The sequence below is a fragment of the Acetobacter sp. ESL1128 genome (assembly GCF_058505085.1).
This window is the reverse complement of the sequence record NZ_CP196369.1, coordinates 179,406-195,124: the sequence shown is the minus strand read 5'-3', so window position 1 is coordinate 195,124 and position 15,719 is coordinate 179,406. Positions and strand designations below refer to the sequence as shown.

At 60.7% G+C, this 15,719-nt stretch carries 14 protein-coding genes; 8 read left to right on the top strand and 6 right to left on the bottom strand.

Going from position 1 to position 15,719, the window contains the following annotated elements:
• The first annotated feature begins 18 nt into the window (after nucleotides 1-18).
• Nucleotides 19-411, top strand: a complete 393-nt coding sequence (locus tag ACSYTG_RS00915) for a VOC family protein (protein ID WP_086646135.1) — start codon at nucleotides 19-21, stop codon at nucleotides 409-411.
• 181 nt (nucleotides 412-592) lie between these two features.
• Nucleotides 593-1,045 carry a hypothetical protein gene (locus tag ACSYTG_RS00910; protein WP_253528478.1) on the top strand — a complete coding sequence of 151 codons (453 nt, stop codon included), beginning with the start codon at nucleotides 593-595 and terminating at the stop codon, nucleotides 1,043-1,045.
• Nucleotides 1,046-1,103: 58 nt separating this feature from the next.
• Here the strand turns inward: ACSYTG_RS00910 and ACSYTG_RS00905 are convergent, their stop codons facing one another.
• On the bottom strand, nucleotides 1,104-2,678 hold the full coding sequence (locus ACSYTG_RS00905) for a glucoamylase family protein (RefSeq protein WP_489783551.1): 1,575 nt from the start codon (nucleotides 2,676-2,678) through the stop codon (nucleotides 1,104-1,106).
• A gap of 308 nt (nucleotides 2,679-2,986) precedes the next feature.
• Between ACSYTG_RS00905 and ACSYTG_RS00900 the strand changes: the two genes are divergently transcribed.
• The 5 genes from ACSYTG_RS00900 (at nucleotide 2,987) to ACSYTG_RS00880 (ending at nucleotide 8,697) form a co-directional block, all read left to right on the top strand.
• The gene (locus ACSYTG_RS00900; protein ID WP_086646138.1) at nucleotides 2,987-3,514 is read left to right on the top strand and encodes a hypothetical protein; all 528 of its coding nucleotides are present in this window, start codon (nucleotides 2,987-2,989) and stop codon (nucleotides 3,512-3,514) included.
• 139 nt (nucleotides 3,515-3,653) lie between these two features.
• Complete coding sequence (locus ACSYTG_RS00895) at nucleotides 3,654-4,820, top strand: nucleotide sugar dehydrogenase (RefSeq protein ID WP_489783549.1); 1,167 nt, start codon at nucleotides 3,654-3,656, stop codon at nucleotides 4,818-4,820.
• A gap of 211 nt (nucleotides 4,821-5,031) precedes the next feature.
• Entirely contained in the window at nucleotides 5,032-6,045 is a 1,014-nt protein-coding gene (gene rfaD, locus ACSYTG_RS00890) for an ADP-glyceromanno-heptose 6-epimerase (protein WP_489783547.1), read from the top strand.
• Between the two features lie 38 nt (nucleotides 6,046-6,083).
• Nucleotides 6,084-7,538: a D-glycero-beta-D-manno-heptose-7-phosphate kinase gene (rfaE1, locus tag ACSYTG_RS00885; protein ID WP_489783545.1), complete on the top strand. Its 1,455-nt coding sequence runs from the start codon at nucleotides 6,084-6,086 to the stop codon at nucleotides 7,536-7,538.
• Nucleotides 7,531-8,697: an AGE family epimerase/isomerase gene (locus ACSYTG_RS00880; protein WP_489783543.1), complete on the top strand. Its 1,167-nt coding sequence runs from the start codon at nucleotides 7,531-7,533 to the stop codon at nucleotides 8,695-8,697. Before rfaE1 ends, ACSYTG_RS00880 begins: the two co-directional genes overlap by 8 nt.
• Nucleotides 8,698-8,813: 116 nt before the next feature.
• On the opposite strand, the gene ACSYTG_RS00875 is transcribed toward ACSYTG_RS00880, so the two are convergent.
• Nucleotides 8,814-10,070 carry a D-amino acid dehydrogenase gene (locus ACSYTG_RS00875; RefSeq protein WP_086646143.1) on the bottom strand — a complete coding sequence of 419 codons (1,257 nt, stop codon included), beginning with the start codon at nucleotides 10,068-10,070 and terminating at the stop codon, nucleotides 8,814-8,816.
• A 29-nt stretch (nucleotides 10,071-10,099) separates the two neighbouring features.
• Nucleotides 10,100-11,245, bottom strand: a complete 1,146-nt coding sequence (gene alr, locus ACSYTG_RS00870; RefSeq protein ID WP_489783701.1) for an alanine racemase — start codon at nucleotides 11,243-11,245, stop codon at nucleotides 10,100-10,102.
• 128 nt (nucleotides 11,246-11,373) lie between these two features.
• Here alr and ACSYTG_RS00865 point away from each other — a divergent pair, with 128 nt between their 5' ends.
• Entirely contained in the window at nucleotides 11,374-11,835 is a 462-nt protein-coding gene (locus tag ACSYTG_RS00865) for an Lrp/AsnC family transcriptional regulator (protein ID WP_086646187.1), read from the top strand.
• 92 nt (nucleotides 11,836-11,927) lie between these two features.
• Here ACSYTG_RS00865 and rbfA read toward each other — a convergent pair whose 3' ends face one another.
• Genes rbfA through ACSYTG_RS00850 form a run of 3 tightly spaced genes read right to left on the bottom strand, consistent with a single transcriptional unit; the run spans nucleotide 11,928 to nucleotide 15,711 of the window.
• On the bottom strand, nucleotides 11,928-12,392 hold the full coding sequence (rbfA, locus tag ACSYTG_RS00860) for a 30S ribosome-binding factor RbfA (protein ID WP_086646145.1): 465 nt from the start codon (nucleotides 12,390-12,392) through the stop codon (nucleotides 11,928-11,930).
• The gene (gene infB, locus ACSYTG_RS00855) at nucleotides 12,389-15,064 is read right to left on the bottom strand and encodes a translation initiation factor IF-2 (protein WP_086646146.1); all 2,676 of its coding nucleotides are present in this window, start codon (nucleotides 15,062-15,064) and stop codon (nucleotides 12,389-12,391) included. Before infB ends, rbfA begins: the two co-directional genes overlap by 4 nt.
• Nucleotides 15,061-15,711: an RNA-binding protein gene (locus ACSYTG_RS00850; RefSeq protein WP_489783540.1), complete on the bottom strand. Its 651-nt coding sequence runs from the start codon at nucleotides 15,709-15,711 to the stop codon at nucleotides 15,061-15,063. The genes infB and ACSYTG_RS00850 overlap by 4 nt, the downstream gene beginning before the upstream one ends.
• Nucleotides 15,712-15,719 lie beyond the last annotated feature (8 nt).

The following is a 15,719-nucleotide window of genomic DNA, read 5'->3' as shown; positions in this document are numbered from 1 at the left end:
AGGAGCTGTGTGGTTTTCATGCGCTTTACAGTCGATCGTCTGGATCATGTTGTCCTGACCGTGCGCGATGTCGAAATTTCCGCATCATGGTACCAGCGTGTGCTTGGCATGGAGCGGGAAGAATACGGGCGCAACAACCGCACCGCCCTGCGCTTTGGCGGGCAGAAGCTTAACCTCCGCCCGCACGATGCCACCGGCTGGGACACGGCAACCCATGCCCTGCCCGGTGGTAATGACCTGTGCTTTATTACCGCCATTACCAGTGATGACGTGGTAGAGCACCTGAAGAACTGCGGCATTACCATTGTGGATGGCCCCGTCGCCCGCCTTGGCGCCATTGGCCCCATTACCTCGGTTTACTGCCACGATCCGGATGAAAACCTGATCGAAATTGCATCTTACCAAGGATAAAACACAACAGATTCCCCCAAAGCAGAGAATGAACAGCAGGACTCAGGCCAGAGTATGCTGTTCATCTATGCTGGGGCGCGCTATAGTCCGGTAACAAATTATTTTGTATTGATTTTGAAAATAATTTCTAGGTTTCCGGAATATGCAAAAATCTCAGCAGAAACTCTTTTTACTGGGTCTGATGGCATTATCAGGCTGTGCAACAATTCTGGAACCTCCCAAGCAGACCATCTCCATCAACTCTGACCCTCCGGGGGCTGTCTGCGACGTAACCAGAGCGGGCAAACCGATCAGCACATTCCATACGCCGGGCGAATTTACGGTTGCCAAGAGCCACAACAACCTGATCATCCGGTGCCAGAAGCCCGGTTATGCCCCCGTTACCGGTGTGGATGAAAGCCACAACGCAGGCTGGATTTTTGGCAATATGGTGGCCGGTACTCTGATCGGCACGATTGTGGATCTCTCCACCTCCGCAGATGATGTGTACGGCGAGAGCATCCGGATCAAAATGCACAAACTCGATAAGGATGACCCCGACGTGTACAGGCTATACCGCCTGAGCCATGACACGGATGACGAAAAAAATCATCGCGAGCCCCTTAGCGCGCCCATACAGGCCGAAAAATACTAACCGATAGGCCGGGAAAGAACTCTGTTTTTACTTTCCCGGCCGCGGGCCTTGCCCTGACCTAACCTGCCTTGGTCTGTGCCTGCTGCTGCTTGAGCCGCACGGCATCATCATGGTCCACAATCCCGTGGCGGGTGGTCAGCCAGCCCCCTCTAAAGCCCGCGCGCAGCAGGCCACGGCAGATAATGGGGTTATCCTTCATGGTGTTCCACACCATGCCATCCCGCCAGTTTTCCACCATGAGCAGAATGGGCCCCTGGTCGATGCCAATATAGGTATCATCCGCCCAGTAGGCCTGTTTGCCATCATGGTAGCTGGGGTTGAAGGCATCTACAAAGCCGTAAGTGCTGTAGATGCGGTCACCGTATTTGTCGCGCATGGTGCGCAGGGCGGGAATGGCCAGTTCTGGCGCAAACGCCACGGAGCCACCCGCCGCTGTTGGGGCCAGCGTGCCATCATCAAGCGTGTAGTCACGCCCGACGCCACGGGCAGTATAGGCCATGAACTTGCGCTGCTGGCCGTTTTCCACCTTTGTGGTTTCTGCCGGGCCGTCACTTGCTGTCAGGCCCCAGATATTTGGCCCGTAATCCTGCCATTTTCCGGGGTTTTGGGTCGCGTAGCCCTGCTGGGCGTACACGGCGCGGCGGCTGTTTTCAAAATAATCAATCCCGGCCGAACGGCTCCAGTCATCCTTGATACCCCGGAAGTCGATCCATGCATGGGTGTACTGGTGGCCGAACAGGGGGGCGAAGTTGAGGAAGGTCTGGCCATAGGATTCGCCCCAACGGCTCTTGTTGGTGGAAATCCATGCCTGCCATGATGTCGGGTCGAGCGGATGCGTGGTGGAGCCAAGGCCCATCACATACAGCATCATGCCCTCATTATACCCTTCCCAGTAATTGGATAAAAAGCCACGCTCGGGCGACCAGCCCATGCTCAGCCGGTTATCCGGGCGCAGCATCCAGCGCCAGTCCACGCGGTTGAACAGCTTGGCGGCCAGGTCGCGTATTTCGGCCTCGGCGGCGGAATCATGCGTGTAGTAACTGGTCGTAAACAGGACCCCCTGCATGAGCAGGGCCGTGTCTATGCTCGACAGTTCAATATCCGGGTTAAGGCGCAGCCCGTTCTCACGCTTGAGGAAGTGGTAGAAAAAGCCATGGAAGCCTGCGGCTTTGTCCGCGCTGTCGTTCTGGGGGAGCTTCCACAGGTAGCGCAGGGTTGTCAGGGTCCGGTCCACGGCCTGCTGGCGGTTAATGTAACCCCGGTCCGCACCAATGCCGTAGGCGGTCAGCGCAAAGCCAATGGACGCAACGCTGGACTGGGTCTGGTCCGATGGGTAGCGGTCGGGCACCAGCCCGGTTGCGGGGTCTGCCGAATCCCAGAACCACAGGAAGGTCCGATGCTCCAGATCCGCCAGAAAAGCCCTGTCTGTCTGGTCAGGGTGGAAGGGGCTGGGGGCTCGCGCCACAACAGAGGATGTTGCCGCCGCCTGTGCGCCCCTCCCTGCTGCAAGGCCGGTCAATGCGCTACAGAGCATGAGCAAGGACAGACAAACCCGACCGTTCCTCTGGCGTTGCCCCTGTGCGGGCAGGCTGGTTTTTGTCTTGCCGTGTGCAAAAAAGCGCCTCAGTACCATAAGCCTTGCATTCCTCATCTGTTCACACCAGCGCCACTGCCGCAGCGGGCTGTTTTCTGTCCGGCCCGGTTGCCGCGCTGCACCGGAACGGGCGTTGAATATAGGGGCCATGTCCCGCACCCCGCCAGAGCGGAGCGGGGGCCTACGCCACGGAATCTGCCGAATTTCAGAAAATATTCACGTTTTATGTGTGCCTCAAAGGCTATGTGGGCGGCCACCACCCATACAGCATGCCTGCCCAGCCCTGACCGCCCCACAAGCATGCAAAACAACACCGTGCGCAGCACCTCCTGTTAGGGATATAAGGAGTGCCTGATCATTCCAGCCCCGAATATGATTCCGCCATGACATACCGCTACAACATTTTCCGATTTGTTTATGAGCTTGTGGATATTCTGGTATCCCGGCTGGAATATGGCCTGCGTGGCCTTGCCACCAGCCATGTGCTGGTTCCCCCACCCGCAAAAAGCCACTCATTTCTGGTCATGACCGCGGAGGAAAAAGGGGGCAGAACCTTTTACAAGCCCGCCTATTACCTGTTTTCCAAAACCCGCGAACGCCTGAGCGGATATTTTGCCCAGGGGAAAGACCACCTGTTCTTGCAAAACACCCAGCACTGCCTGCTGATTGCCTTTGCGGATTCCACTCTGGTTGTCGGGCGTGAAGACACAATAGCCGAGTACCACCCCCACTCGTTTGAAACCCTGCTGGCCCTTAAGGCCCATATGCGCGCCATCAAACTGGGCCGTTACCCGCATGAGTATCTGGTTATTTCCAAAAAAACCGCCATACCCCCGCGCCCGCCAACATTCCGCCTGCGCGCACAGGCCCATTAGGCCGGGCCTTTTAAGCCCCCGGCCGCGGCACAACGCCCTGCAAAACAGCGTGACGGATTCTGGCGGCTCATGTATTGCAACGCCTTGACGCACCGGGACAATACGCCCCGATCACGCAGGGTGTGGGGGAAAGAACACCATGAAAATTGCAGTTGTCGGTCTTGGGTATGTTGGCCTGTCCAACGCCATTCTGCTGGCCCAGCACCATGACGTAATGGCCGTGGATGTGGATGCCGGGCGGGTCCACAAGGTGAATAACCGGGTCTCCCCCATTATTGATACCGAGATCGAGGACTACCTGCACAACAGGCCACTCAGCCTGAGTGCCACAACAGACCTGACCGCAGCCAGCCAAGATGCCAGCTTTGTCATCATAGCCACCCCGACCAATTATGATGCGCAGGAAAACTACTTTGACACATCCTCCGTAACGGATGTGATTGCCCGTGTCAGCGCGCTCAACCCCGAGGCGACCATTGTTATCAAATCCACCATCCCGGTCGGGTTTGTGGACCAGATCCGCGCGGAGCTGAACACCGAGCAGGTCATTTTTTCCCCCGAGTTCCTGCGCGAAGGCCGCGCACTGTATGACAACCTCCACCCGTCGCGCATTATTGTGGGGGAACGCAGCGCCCGGGCCGAACGCTTTGCCGCCCTTATGCTTGAAGGGGCGATCAAAAAAGACGTGCCCCTGCTGTTTACCGAAGCCACAGAGGCCGAGGCCATAAAGCTGTTTGCCAACACCTACCTTGCCATGCGCGTGGCCTTTTTTAACGAACTGGACAGCTACGCACTGGCCCGTAGGCTGGACACCCGCCAGATTATAGAGGGTGTCTGCCTCGACCCGCGCATAGGCCAGCATTACAACAACCCCTCCTTTGGCTATGGCGGCTACTGCCTGCCCAAAGACACCAAACAGCTTCTGGCCAACTACATGCAGGTCCCCCAGAACCTGATCCGCGCCATTGTGGACGCCAACCGCACCCGCAAGGATTTTCTGGCCGACCAGATTCTGGCCATGCAGCCCAAGGTGGTCGGCATTTACCGGCTGGCCATGAAAACGGCATCCGATAACTTCCGGCAAAGCTCCATTCAGGGGATCATGAAGCGGCTCAAGGCCAAGGGGATCGAGATTGTGGTCTATGAGCCTGCCATGGCGGAAGAACAGTTCTTTGGCTCGCGCGTGCTGCGCAATCTGGATGAGTTCAAGGCTGTATCGTCCATTATTGTCAGCAACCGCCACCACCCCGAACTGGCTGATGTAAAGGACCGCGTGTTCACCCGCGACCTGTTCGGCAGCGACTGAGCACCCCCCAAGCACACCCCGGCGCACCCGCCGCGGGTGGGGGGGCGGGGTTGTATTTGCCTGTTCATGCCTGTGCAATTAGTATCGGCTCAGGCTGGAAGCACCATGGGCGCGTCCGCTGTTTTGAACCACCGTGCAAAGACACAGAACACAGAGCTGGCGCCTATGACCGTAACCGTTCCTCCCCCCGAGCACATGGTGCCGTGCTGATATGGCCAGACGTCTTATTGTCACCGGGGGTGCCGGGTTTATTGGCAGCAACATCATCCATGCCCTCAACCAGCGCGGGCTGACCGACATTATTGCCGTGGACAACCTGACCAACGGCGACAAGGCGCTTAATCTGGCCGACCTTGCGATCAGCGACTACGTGGACAAGGACACGTTCTACGACGCCCTGAGTGCAGGCCATTACGGACCAATAGACACGATTTTTCATGAAGGGGCCTGCTCCTCCACCACCGAGCGCAATGGCCGCTACGTGATGGCCAGCAATTATGAGCCCAGCAAAAAACTGCTGGCCTACTGCCAGAACACGGGCACCCGCCTGCTCTACGCCTCCAGTGCGGCCACCTATGGCGCGTCCACCACCTTTACCGAAGCCCCCGCCAACGAAAAGCCGCTCAACGTCTATGGCTATTCCAAACTGCTGTTTGATCAGGTGGTCAGGCGCGCCCTGCCCGGACTGAGCACGCAGGTTGCGGGTTTCCGTTACTTTAACGTGTATGGCCCGCGCGAGCAGCACAAGGGCGGCATGGCCTCCGTGGCGTTCCACAATTTCAACCAGTTCATGGCCGAAGGGCGCGTCCGCCTGTTTGGGGAATACGGGCCGTACCAGCCGGGCGAGCAGATGCGCGATTTTATTGCGGTCAAGGATCTGGTGGCCACCAAGCTCTGGTTCTTTGACAACCCCGGGCATAGCGGCGTGTTCAACCTGGGCACAGGCAAGGCACAGCCGTTTAATGATGTTGCCACAACAGTCGTGAACACCGTGCGCGCCGCGCGCAGCCTGCCCCCGCTGGACCGGGCCGAAATGGTGCGCACCGGCCTACTGGAGTATGTCCCCTTCCCCGACACATTGCGTGGCCGCTACCAGTGCTACACACAGGCGGACATGCGCGCCCTGCGCGCCACCGGGTGCACCGTAGCACTGGACAATGTGGCCAACGGCGTGGCCGACTATGTGCACCACCTGCTGCGCGCCCGGCCAGACCACACACCATGACCGCCATACCCCCCGCCCCCCCGCGAGCATGAGCATCCATGATTGAAAATTTTGAATTCGGACGGCTTGTTGTTATCGGCGACCTGCTGCTGGACCAGTATGTTTTTGGCGCGGTGGAGCGGATCTCGCCCGAGGCCCCCGTGCCGGTACTGCGCAAGGCCCGCCAGAGTGCCGTACCCGGCGGGGCCGCCAATGTGGCCGTCAATGCCGCAGCACTGGGCTGTACGGTCAGCCTAATTGGCGTTGTTGGGCAGGATGAAAACGCCCAGACCCTGCGCAACGCCCTTGCCGCATGGCCCGGCATAGACGTGCACGGCCTTGTGGCTGAACCGGGGTGGGCGACCATTTCCAAAATGCGGGTTGTCAGCGGGCACCAGCAGATCGTGCGCATTGATGATGAAACCATTATCGAATTTTCCCCCGCCACCCGGAACAGCCTGATCGCGCACTGCATTGCCGCACTGGATACGGCAGACGTGCTGATCTGCTCGGATTACGCCAAGGGTGTTCTGTCCGAGCCGGTGCTACAGGCGGTTATCGGGCATGCACGGGCCAAAAATATTCCCGTTATTGTGGACCCCAAGCGCAAGACCTTTGCCGCATACCGTGGCGCCAGCCTGATAACCCCCAATCGGGCGGAAATGGCCGTGGCCACCGGCCTGCCCCTGCACACGAACGCAGAGGTGGAACACGCGGCTCAGGCGGCCTCCGCCCAGTTCGGGGGCGATGTGCTGATCACCCGCTCCGAAGAGGGCATGACCCTGTGGCAGCGCAACGGGCATATCCGCCATCAGGTCGCCCGCAAGTCCGAGGTGTATGATGTCTCGGGGGCCGGGGATGCGGTGGTCGCCACCATTGGCAGCGTGCTCTCCGCCGGGCAGGACCTGGATACCGCCATTGTCATTGCCACGGTAGCGGCCTCCATTGCCGTCAGCAAGCTGGGCACTGCCGCCGTTACCCGCGCCGAGCTGGCCGAAGAGCTCAAGGAAGACAACCCCGATACGGGGCTGATCGCCACATGGCCACAGGCCTGTGCGGTCATGCGCCGGTGGCACCAGCACGGGGCCAGTGTTGTGTTCACCAATGGCTGTTTTGACCTGCTGCATCCGGGGCATGTCTCCCTCCTTCATGCTGCGGCACAACTGGGGGACAAGCTGGTGGTGGCCATTAACAGCGATGCCTCCGTCCGCAGGCTCAAGGGCCCAACCCGCCCCGTGCAGGACGAAATGGCGCGCGCCACGGTCATCCGCGCCCTGCGCGACGTGGATATGGTGGTCATTTTTGAAGAAGATACCCCACTGGAGCTGATTACCGCCCTCCAGCCCGATGTGCTGGTTAAAGGGGCAGATTACACAGAGGATACCGTGGTCGGGGCCGATGTGGTCAAGGCCGCCGGGGGGCGGGTGGAACTGGTCTCGCTGGTCGCGGGCTGTTCAACCAGCAATCTGGTCCGGAAAATGAACGCGCCGCACGCCAAGCCTTCCAATGTCTGAGCATACGACGCAGCCCGGCACACCGCCATGGGCCGCGTGGCTGGCCCATCAGGCGCTCCCCTTATGGAGCAGCGCAGGCTACGACCCCACCCGCCACCTGTACCACGAGCGGCTGGGATTTGATGCCACCCCACTGCCCCTGCCGCATCTGCGCCTTATGGTGCAGGCCCGCCAGATTGCCACCTTCTGCCAGGCCCGGCTGGATGGTGTTTTTAACGCGGCAGACAACGCCCTGCACGCTCTGGCCACAGTGCAGGCCCGCTACTGGCAGGCCGATGGCCAGCCGGGCTGGGTGTTTGCCATCGGGCCAGATGGCCGCCCGTCCAGCACCGTGCGCGACCTGTATGCCCACGCCTTCATCCTGTTTGCCTACGCATGGGCCTACCGCCTGAGCGGGGAGCCCGCACTGCTTGCGGTTGCGCAAAAAACCGTGCTGGAGGTGGAAGGCATTTTCCATGCCCCCCACGGCGGTTTTGCCGATGCTGTGCCCGCACCAGATGCCACCCGCCGCCAGAACCCGCACATGCACCTGCTGGAAGCGTATCTCGCACTTTTTGAGGCCACGGCGGACCAGTTTTACCTCGACCGCGCGCAATCTCTGGTTGCTCTGGCGCGCGAGCGCTTTATCAGCCCGCGTTCGGGCCTGCTGCTGGAATTTTTTGGCCCCGACTGGACACCCTGCCACGCATATGGCCAGAACCCGGTGGAACCGGGGCACCTGTTTGAGTGGGCATGGCTGCTTGGCACCTATACGCGCCTCAACCCCACCGATAAGGCCGTAACAGCACTGCGCCATGTAGCCGAACATCTTTACCAGTCCGGCAGGCGGCATGGCGTGACCCACCAGCTTGTGCGGGACGGCATGATGGATGATGGCACGCTCACCCAGACCGGCACCCGCATCTGGCCCCAGACGGAGCTGCTCCGCCTGCTGGCATGCAGGCAGGCAGAAGAAGGCAGCACTGCGGAAGACAGCCGGCTGCAAACCGACCTGACCCGCTTATTTTTTGCAGATTTTGCCCCCGCACACCTGTACGGCGGCTGGATCGACCGCAGGGGGCCAGACGGCACACCAGCGGTGGACCACATGCCAGCAAGTTCGCTCTACCATATTTATGGTGCGGCAAAAGCGCACCTGCCCCCACCCGAACACGCCTGAACACTCAAGCGGAGCATGGAAAGGGGGCAAAAACACCCGGCCCTTAAGCCTGTGCCGCAAAGGCCACTACAGGCTCAGGCTCAGGCTCAGGCTCAGGCTCAGGCTCAGGCTCAGGCTCAGGGCCGGTAGCGGAACAGGTTCAGGTCCTCATAGGCAATATCTGGCTGGCGGTTGGACATAATATCCGCCAGCACGCGGGCAGACCCGCAGGCCATGGTCCAGCCCAGCGTACCATGGCCCGTATTGGTGTACAGGTTATCCAGCCCCGTGCGGCCGATAATGGGGGTGCCATCCGGTGTCATGGGGCGCAGGCCGGTCCAGAACTGGGCTGCGGGCACGTTGCAGCAGTTGGGGAACAGGTCTGTTACCGAATGTTCCAGCGTGGCCCGCCGTGGCGCACGCAGGCGGGTGCTAAAGCCAGCCAGTTCCGCAGTGCCGCCAATGCGCACACGGTCGCCCAGACGGGTAATGCCGATTTTGAAGGTTTCATCCATAATGGTGGAAACCGGGGCACGCGCCGCATCGGTAATATCCGCCGTAAGGGAATAGCCCTTGACCGGGTAAATCGGCAGGTCCAGCCCCAGAGGCCGCACAAGAGCGGGGGAAAAACTGCCAAGTGCCAGCACATAGCTCTCGGCATTCAGCACCCCGCGTGATGTTTCCACCCCGCTAACCCGCCCGCTCTCGCTCCGGATTGCGCGAATATCGGTGTTGTACAGGAAGGTCACACCTGCGGCTGCCGCCATTTCCGCCAGACGCTGGGAGAACTTGAAGGCATCGCCCGTCTCATCCCCCGGCAGGCGCAGGCCACCCACAATTTTGCCAGCCGAAGGCGCAAGCCCCGGCTCGGCCTGTACGCACTGGGCGGTATTCAGTTCCTCAAACGGTACGTTGTACTGCCGGAGCACGGCAATATCCTGCGCCACGCCGTCCATCTGCTTTTGGGTGCGGAAGACCTGCAAGGTGCCCTGCTGGCGGTCATCATAGGTAATGCCGGTTTCACGCCGCAGGTCACACATGACATCGCGGCTGTATTCGGCCAGACGCACCATGCGGCCCTTGTTGCGGTCATAGGCGGGGGTGTTGCAGTTTTCGAGCATCTGCACCAGCCACTTCCACAGATGCGGGTCGGGCATGGGCCAGAACACAAAGGGGCTGTACTTCATGAACAGCCATTTGGCCGCCTTGAGCGGAATACCCGGCCCCGCCCAGGGGGAAGAATAACCGGGGGACACCTGCCCCGCATTGGCAAAGCTGGTTTCCAGCCCGGCACCGGGCTGGCGGTCCACAACCGTGACCTCATGCCCTGCCTGCGCCAGATACCAGGCGGTTGTTACACCCACAACACCACTACCCAGAACAAGAACCTTCATGATCTCACTCTTTCCCTGCTGCTCTGCCCTCAGGCAGTCCGTGTATAATTGCGATGATAGCGATGCCCGAGCGATGTCAGGACTTCGTAGCCGATCGTTCCTTCGGCGCGGGCCACGTCGTCCACGCCGTATGTTTCGTTCAGCAGTTCCACCATGCCATCGGCCTCAAGCTGGCCCGGCGGAATGGCGGAAATATCCACAGTCATGGAATCCATGGAAATACGGCCCAGTATGGGCAGGGGCTGCCCCCCGAACCACACAAGGCCGTTGGCACGGGCACGCACAAAACCATCCGCATAGCCTACGGCAATGGTCGCGACCCGGCATGGGCCTTCAGCCCGCCATGTCAGCCCGTAACCGACCCGGTCCCCTTTGCTGAGGGTACGGGTCTGCAATACATGCGCCTTCAGCCCCACAACCGGGCGCAGGGGGTTTGGCTCGCCCGGCTGGGGGGCCACGCCATACAGTGCGGCACCGGGGCGCACGAGGCCAAAATGGTAATCCGGCCCCAGAAACACCCCGGAGGATGCAGCTAGGCTGAGCGGGGCAGAAACCGGCAGTTGAGCAGCATAAGCCACCAGACGGGCCGCCTGCTCCGCGTTGGCAGGGTTTGCCCGCTCATCCGCACAGGCCAGATGGCTCATGACCAGTTGCACGTCCAGCCCATCCAGCACGGCGGGGTCGGCGGCAATATCCGCCACATCCTGCGCGGACAGGCCAAAGCGGGACATGCCCGTATCCAGTTGCAGCACAACCCCCACGCGTCGCTGCTGCGCCTGCGCCACCGCACGGACCCAGCCAATCTGCTCCACACTGTTCAGCACCGGGCGCAACCCATGCGCCAGACAGGCCTCCACCGCATCGGGCCGCGGGCCGTGCAGCACGGTAATGCCCACCTGCTCCCCCACATGCGGGCGCAGGGCCAGCCCCTCGTCCACATGGGCAACAAAAAACTGTGTGGCCCCGACCTGCACCAGCGCGGGGGCAACCTGTGCCGCTCCCAGCCCATAGGCATCGGCCTTGACCACAGCCGCGCACACCGCGTTGGGCACACGGGCCCGAAGCAGGCGGTAATTATGGGCTACCGCATCCAGATTAACGCTCAGCACCGCTCCGGCGCGTTGTGCGGGCCAGCCAGCGTGCATGGGGGTGGGAGCTTGGGTCACGACACATATCCGTTCTGTTACGGTATCAGAATTTTACCCCACTCTTTATGGCATATCCTGCCATTGTGGTGCATGATTGGGGCGTTTGCTTTTTATTTTTGCATAATATTGCGCCAAAAGGCCACAAAAGACAGATCATGCCAGACCGCATTAACGAGGCCATTCTCCGCCACCTGCGCCATGATGGCCGCCTGAGCAACGCCGAACTGGCCGAGCGTATAGGGCTTTCCCCCTCGGCCTGCCTGCGGCGTGTAAAAATGCTGGAAAAAGAAGGGGTTATACGCGGGTATCAGGCCATTATCGCCCGCCGCAACGCACCCCCCGTAGCTACGGTCATTGTGCAGATCACACTCGAACGCCAGACAGAGGAATGCCTCCGCCGCTTTGAAAGCCGTATCCGCGAATGCCCCGACGTAAAGGAGTGCTACCTGATGACGGGAGACGCCGACTACCTGCTCCGGGTGGAAGCGCGCGACATGCAGGATTACGAGCGCATTCATAAGGAGGAATTATCCCGAATGCCCGGTGTTGTGCGCATTCAGAGCAATTTTGCCATCCGCCCTGTTGTTCAGCAGGAAAAAGCGCAGACGGGCGGGTAAGGTTACAGGGTCAGAATCAAAAAAAACCTGCCAGGGTGCTCCCCGGCAGGTTTTTAAAAAGCTGTTTGCCATGACTGGCTACCGGCCAGACCTTAGTCTTCATCCGGCTGGTCGTTGCCTGCTTTGCCAAGGTCACGCTGGACCTCTGGCAGGCGCAGGAGCGAATCCACATGCATCGCTGTATCCAGCGCCGTATCGGGCTGGAAGTGCAGTTCGGGCACTGTGCGTATGCTCAACTTGTGGGCAAGCTGGGTACGCAGCCACGGGGCCACCCGCTTAAGTCCGGGCAGAAGGGCCGCAACGTCGCTGCGCCCCAGCCGTGTGACAAAAACAGTGGCGTGTTTGAAGTCTGGCGCAAGCCGGACTTCGGTCACGGTAATGGCAACATCGGACAGGTCAGGGTCACGGAAGGTGGTGCGCGCAAACAGCTCAGCCAGAACGCGCCGCACTTCTTCGCCTACCCGCAACTGCCGCTGCGATGGGCCAGATGAGGAAAGACCGGCAAGATAGTCTGCCGGTCCCCCTGTTTTACTGCCTGATCCGTGGCGACGACTCATGCTGGAATTAACTCGCTTTCAAAGCATTCCACCACATCGCCTTCGCGCAGATCGTTGTAGCCTGCAAAGGAAAGACCACATTCGTAACCCTTGGTCACTTCCTTCTGGTCGTCCTTGAAGCGCTTGAGCTGGCTCAGATCACCTTCATGGATCACCACGCCATCACGCAGCAGACGCACGCCACAGCCACGTTTGACAACGCCATCGGTCACGAAGCAACCGGCCACCTTGCCAACCTTGCTGATTTCGAAAACCTTGCGGATTTCGGCGTAGCCAAGGAACTTTTCACGATGCTTGGGCGCCATCTTGCCACGTACGAGCAGTTCCACGTCGTCCGCCACCTGGTAGATGATGGAGTAGTAGTGGATGTCCACCCCTTCACGCTGGGCCAGCAGCCGCGCCTGAGAGGTTGCACGCACGTTAAAGGCAACAATGACCGCATCCGATGCCTTGGCAAGCTGCACATCACTTTCCGTGATCTGGCCCACCGAGGCATTGAGAACGCGCACGCCCACTTCTTCGTTAGCCAGCTTGAGCACCGTGGTTTGCAGTGCTTCGGCCGAACCCTGCACATCCGCCTTGATCAGGACTGAGACTTCCTTCTGCACACCGGCCTGAATACGGGCCAGCATCTGGTCAAGCGTGCCGCGGGCCGCAGCCTGCCCGGCAACCTGATGTTCTTTCAGCTTACGCTGGCGGAACTCGGAAATCTCACGGGCACGGTTTTCGTTTTCCACGACCACAAACGGTGCACCAGCAGCGGGAACCCCGGACAGGCCGAGAATTTCCACCGGCATGGACGGGCCAGCCACTTCCACCTGACGACCACGGTCATCAACCAGAGCGCGCACACGGCCCCATTCTGCACCGGCAACCACAATGTCACCCTTGCGCAGCGTACCCTTCTGCACCAGCACGGACGCCACGGAACCGCGACCACGGTCCAGACGGCTTTCGATCACGGCACCTTCGGCTGCACGGTCGGGGTTGGCCTGGAGTTCCAGAATTTCTGCCTGAAGCAGAATGCCTTCTTCCAGCTTGTCCAGCCCCATGCGCTGGCGTGCGGACACTTCAATGTCCATCACGTCACCACCCATGGATTCGACCACGATCTCGTGCTGCAGCAGGTCCTGACGTACGCGGTCAGGCTTGGCGCCGGGCTTGTCCATCTTGTTGATGGCAATGATCATGGGCACATTGGCAGCCTTGGCGTGCTTGATGGCCTCGATCGTCTGCGGCATGACGCCGTCATCCGCGGCAACCACCAGCACCACCACGTCCGTAATGGACGCGCCGCGGGCACGCATGGCCGTAAAGGCCTCATGTCCGGGTGTGTCAAGGAAGGTGATCTTGGCACCGGATTCCAGTGTAACCTGATAAGCACCGATATGCTGGGTAATGCCACCGGCTTCACCCGCTGCCACGTCCGTTGTGCGCAGGGCGTCCAGCAGGGAGGTCTTGCCGTGATCGACATGCCCCATGATGGTCACCACAGGCGGACGGGGCAGCATATCTTCGGTCGTGTCTTCCACGCCCTCAATACCCAGTTCCACATCCGCTTCGGAAACGCGACGTACACGGTGGCCGAATTCTTCCACCACCAGTTCCGCCGTATCGGCATCAATGCTCTGGGTTACAGTGGCCATGACACCCATTTTCATGAGCGCCTTGATCACTTCACCCTGACGGGCTGCCATACGGTTGGCCAGTTCCTGCACCGTAATGGTTTCGGGCAGGATAACGTCACGCACAACCTTGACCTGGTCGGAACGCAGACGTTCCAGCTCGGCCTGACGGCGTTCACGCTCACGCTGGCGGCGCACGGATGCGAGCGAGCGGGTCTTGTCGTCATCCCCCTCAATCGCGGCCTGCACGTCAATCCGGCCTGCACGGCGGCCACCGCCGGTATCACCCTTGCGGCCACTGCTGTTCTTGCGCGGCGGCACGGCCTTGTTACGGGCTGGGCCACGGCGCTGTTCTTCCTCGCCTTCCGTGCCACGGCCGCTGCGCAGGCGCAGGGTCTGGGCGGCACTGACGTCCTTTTCCGCTGCGGGAGCAGCAGCAGGCGTGCGAGCAGGCGCGGCAGGCTTGAGCGGCTTGGCCGGCATGATCGCACGTTCAGCCAGCGGGCGCAGGCGCCCGGCAGGCGGTGCGAGTGTTACTTCACCGGGGATTGGCACGGCAGACACAACAGGTGCCTTGACCTCGATCGGCTTGATCGCGTCAATGCGGGCCTTGCGTTCGGCATCGCTTGCGGCGGCCTCTTCGGCGGCGCGCTCTTCGGCCAGACGCTTGTCTTCCTCTTCCTTCCGGCGTGCTTCTTCAGCCGCGGAAAGAATACGAATCTTCTCGGCTTCGCGCCGCTCGGCATCACGCCGTTCGGCGTCTTCTGCCTCTTTCTTCTGTTCCTGAAGCACGCGCTGGCGCATGGCCAGTTCGGCTGCGGTCAGGGTACGGCCGCCACCTGCGCGGGAACCGCCGGAGCGCCCACCAGCGCCAGCCGGGGAAGGACCACGTTTTTTACGCACTTCCACCTGCACGACCTTTGAACGGCCATGACTGAAACTTTGCCGCACGGACCCGGCATCAACCGTCCGTCCGACCTCCGGACGCCCTGCCGGCCGAAGGGACAAACGCCCCTTACCCTGATCCTGATCCTTGCCTTCGCTCATTGACCCGCCTGTTCACACCCATCCGCCGGAAAGGTCCGGCAGACCCGGGGATCGCCAACGGCCACCCCCGCAAAACGTCTGTTTTCACAACAAAGACGCGTAGCCAGCCCGCCGGCCGCCAGCGCCACATTCACAACACGTTCACGCCCGAAAACCTTAGCCAGTTCTTCAGACGACAACGCATCAACGACAGGAATATCCCGCCCGCCCGAAATCAGGCGGTCCAGTTCTTCCCTGCTTCCGTCCGATGCGTGAACGATAACAGCAGCACGACGCTGCATAACCCATTCGCGCACCTTAACGAAGCCACTAATGGCCTGACCAGCGCGGCGCGCAAGCCCAACCACTTCTATCATCCGCCGGTGCAGACCTACTTCCACCTGAGAGAGAAGATCTTCCGGCACCTTGACCTGCATCCGCGCAGAGCGTGCGAACACGCCGCGTTTGCTGGCCTGTTCTATCACATCCCGGCGGGCACTCAACCATATTCCCCGTCCCGGCAGACGCGCGTCCAGATCAGGGACGACTATGGATGAGGGTGAGATAACAAACCGCACCATCTGAGCCGGAATGCCTTCCTCCCGCGTGACTGCGCACCTGCGGAGGCTGTCCTTCTCTTCTGCTGCTGGCAAGAAATCACCACCCACCCTGTATC

Excerpts from the sequence above, each read along its gene's own strand:
- ACSYTG_RS00915 (WP_086646135.1), top strand. The coding sequence starts at position 19 with ATGCGCTTTACAGTCGATCGTCTGGATCATGTTGTCCTGACCGTGCGC.
- ACSYTG_RS00910 (WP_253528478.1), top strand. The coding sequence starts at position 593 with ATGGCATTATCAGGCTGTGCAACAATTCTGGAACCTCCCAAGCAGACC.
- ACSYTG_RS00905 (WP_489783551.1), bottom strand. The coding sequence starts at position 2,678 with ATGGTACTGAGGCGCTTTTTTGCACACGGCAAGACAAAAACCAGCCTG.
- ACSYTG_RS00895 (WP_489783549.1), top strand. The coding sequence starts at position 3,654 with ATGAAAATTGCAGTTGTCGGTCTTGGGTATGTTGGCCTGTCCAACGCC.
- rfaD (WP_489783547.1), top strand. The coding sequence starts at position 5,032 with ATGGCCAGACGTCTTATTGTCACCGGGGGTGCCGGGTTTATTGGCAGC.
- rfaE1 (WP_489783545.1), top strand. The coding sequence starts at position 6,084 with ATGATTGAAAATTTTGAATTCGGACGGCTTGTTGTTATCGGCGACCTG.
- ACSYTG_RS00880 (WP_489783543.1), top strand. The coding sequence starts at position 7,531 with ATGTCTGAGCATACGACGCAGCCCGGCACACCGCCATGGGCCGCGTGG.
- ACSYTG_RS00875 (WP_086646143.1), bottom strand. The coding sequence starts at position 10,070 with ATGAAGGTTCTTGTTCTGGGTAGTGGTGTTGTGGGTGTAACAACCGCC.
- ACSYTG_RS00865 (WP_086646187.1), top strand. The coding sequence starts at position 11,374 with ATGCCAGACCGCATTAACGAGGCCATTCTCCGCCACCTGCGCCATGAT.
- rbfA (WP_086646145.1), bottom strand. The coding sequence starts at position 12,392 with ATGAGTCGTCGCCACGGATCAGGCAGTAAAACAGGGGGACCGGCAGAC.
- infB (WP_086646146.1), bottom strand. The coding sequence starts at position 15,064 with ATGAGCGAAGGCAAGGATCAGGATCAGGGTAAGGGGCGTTTGTCCCTT.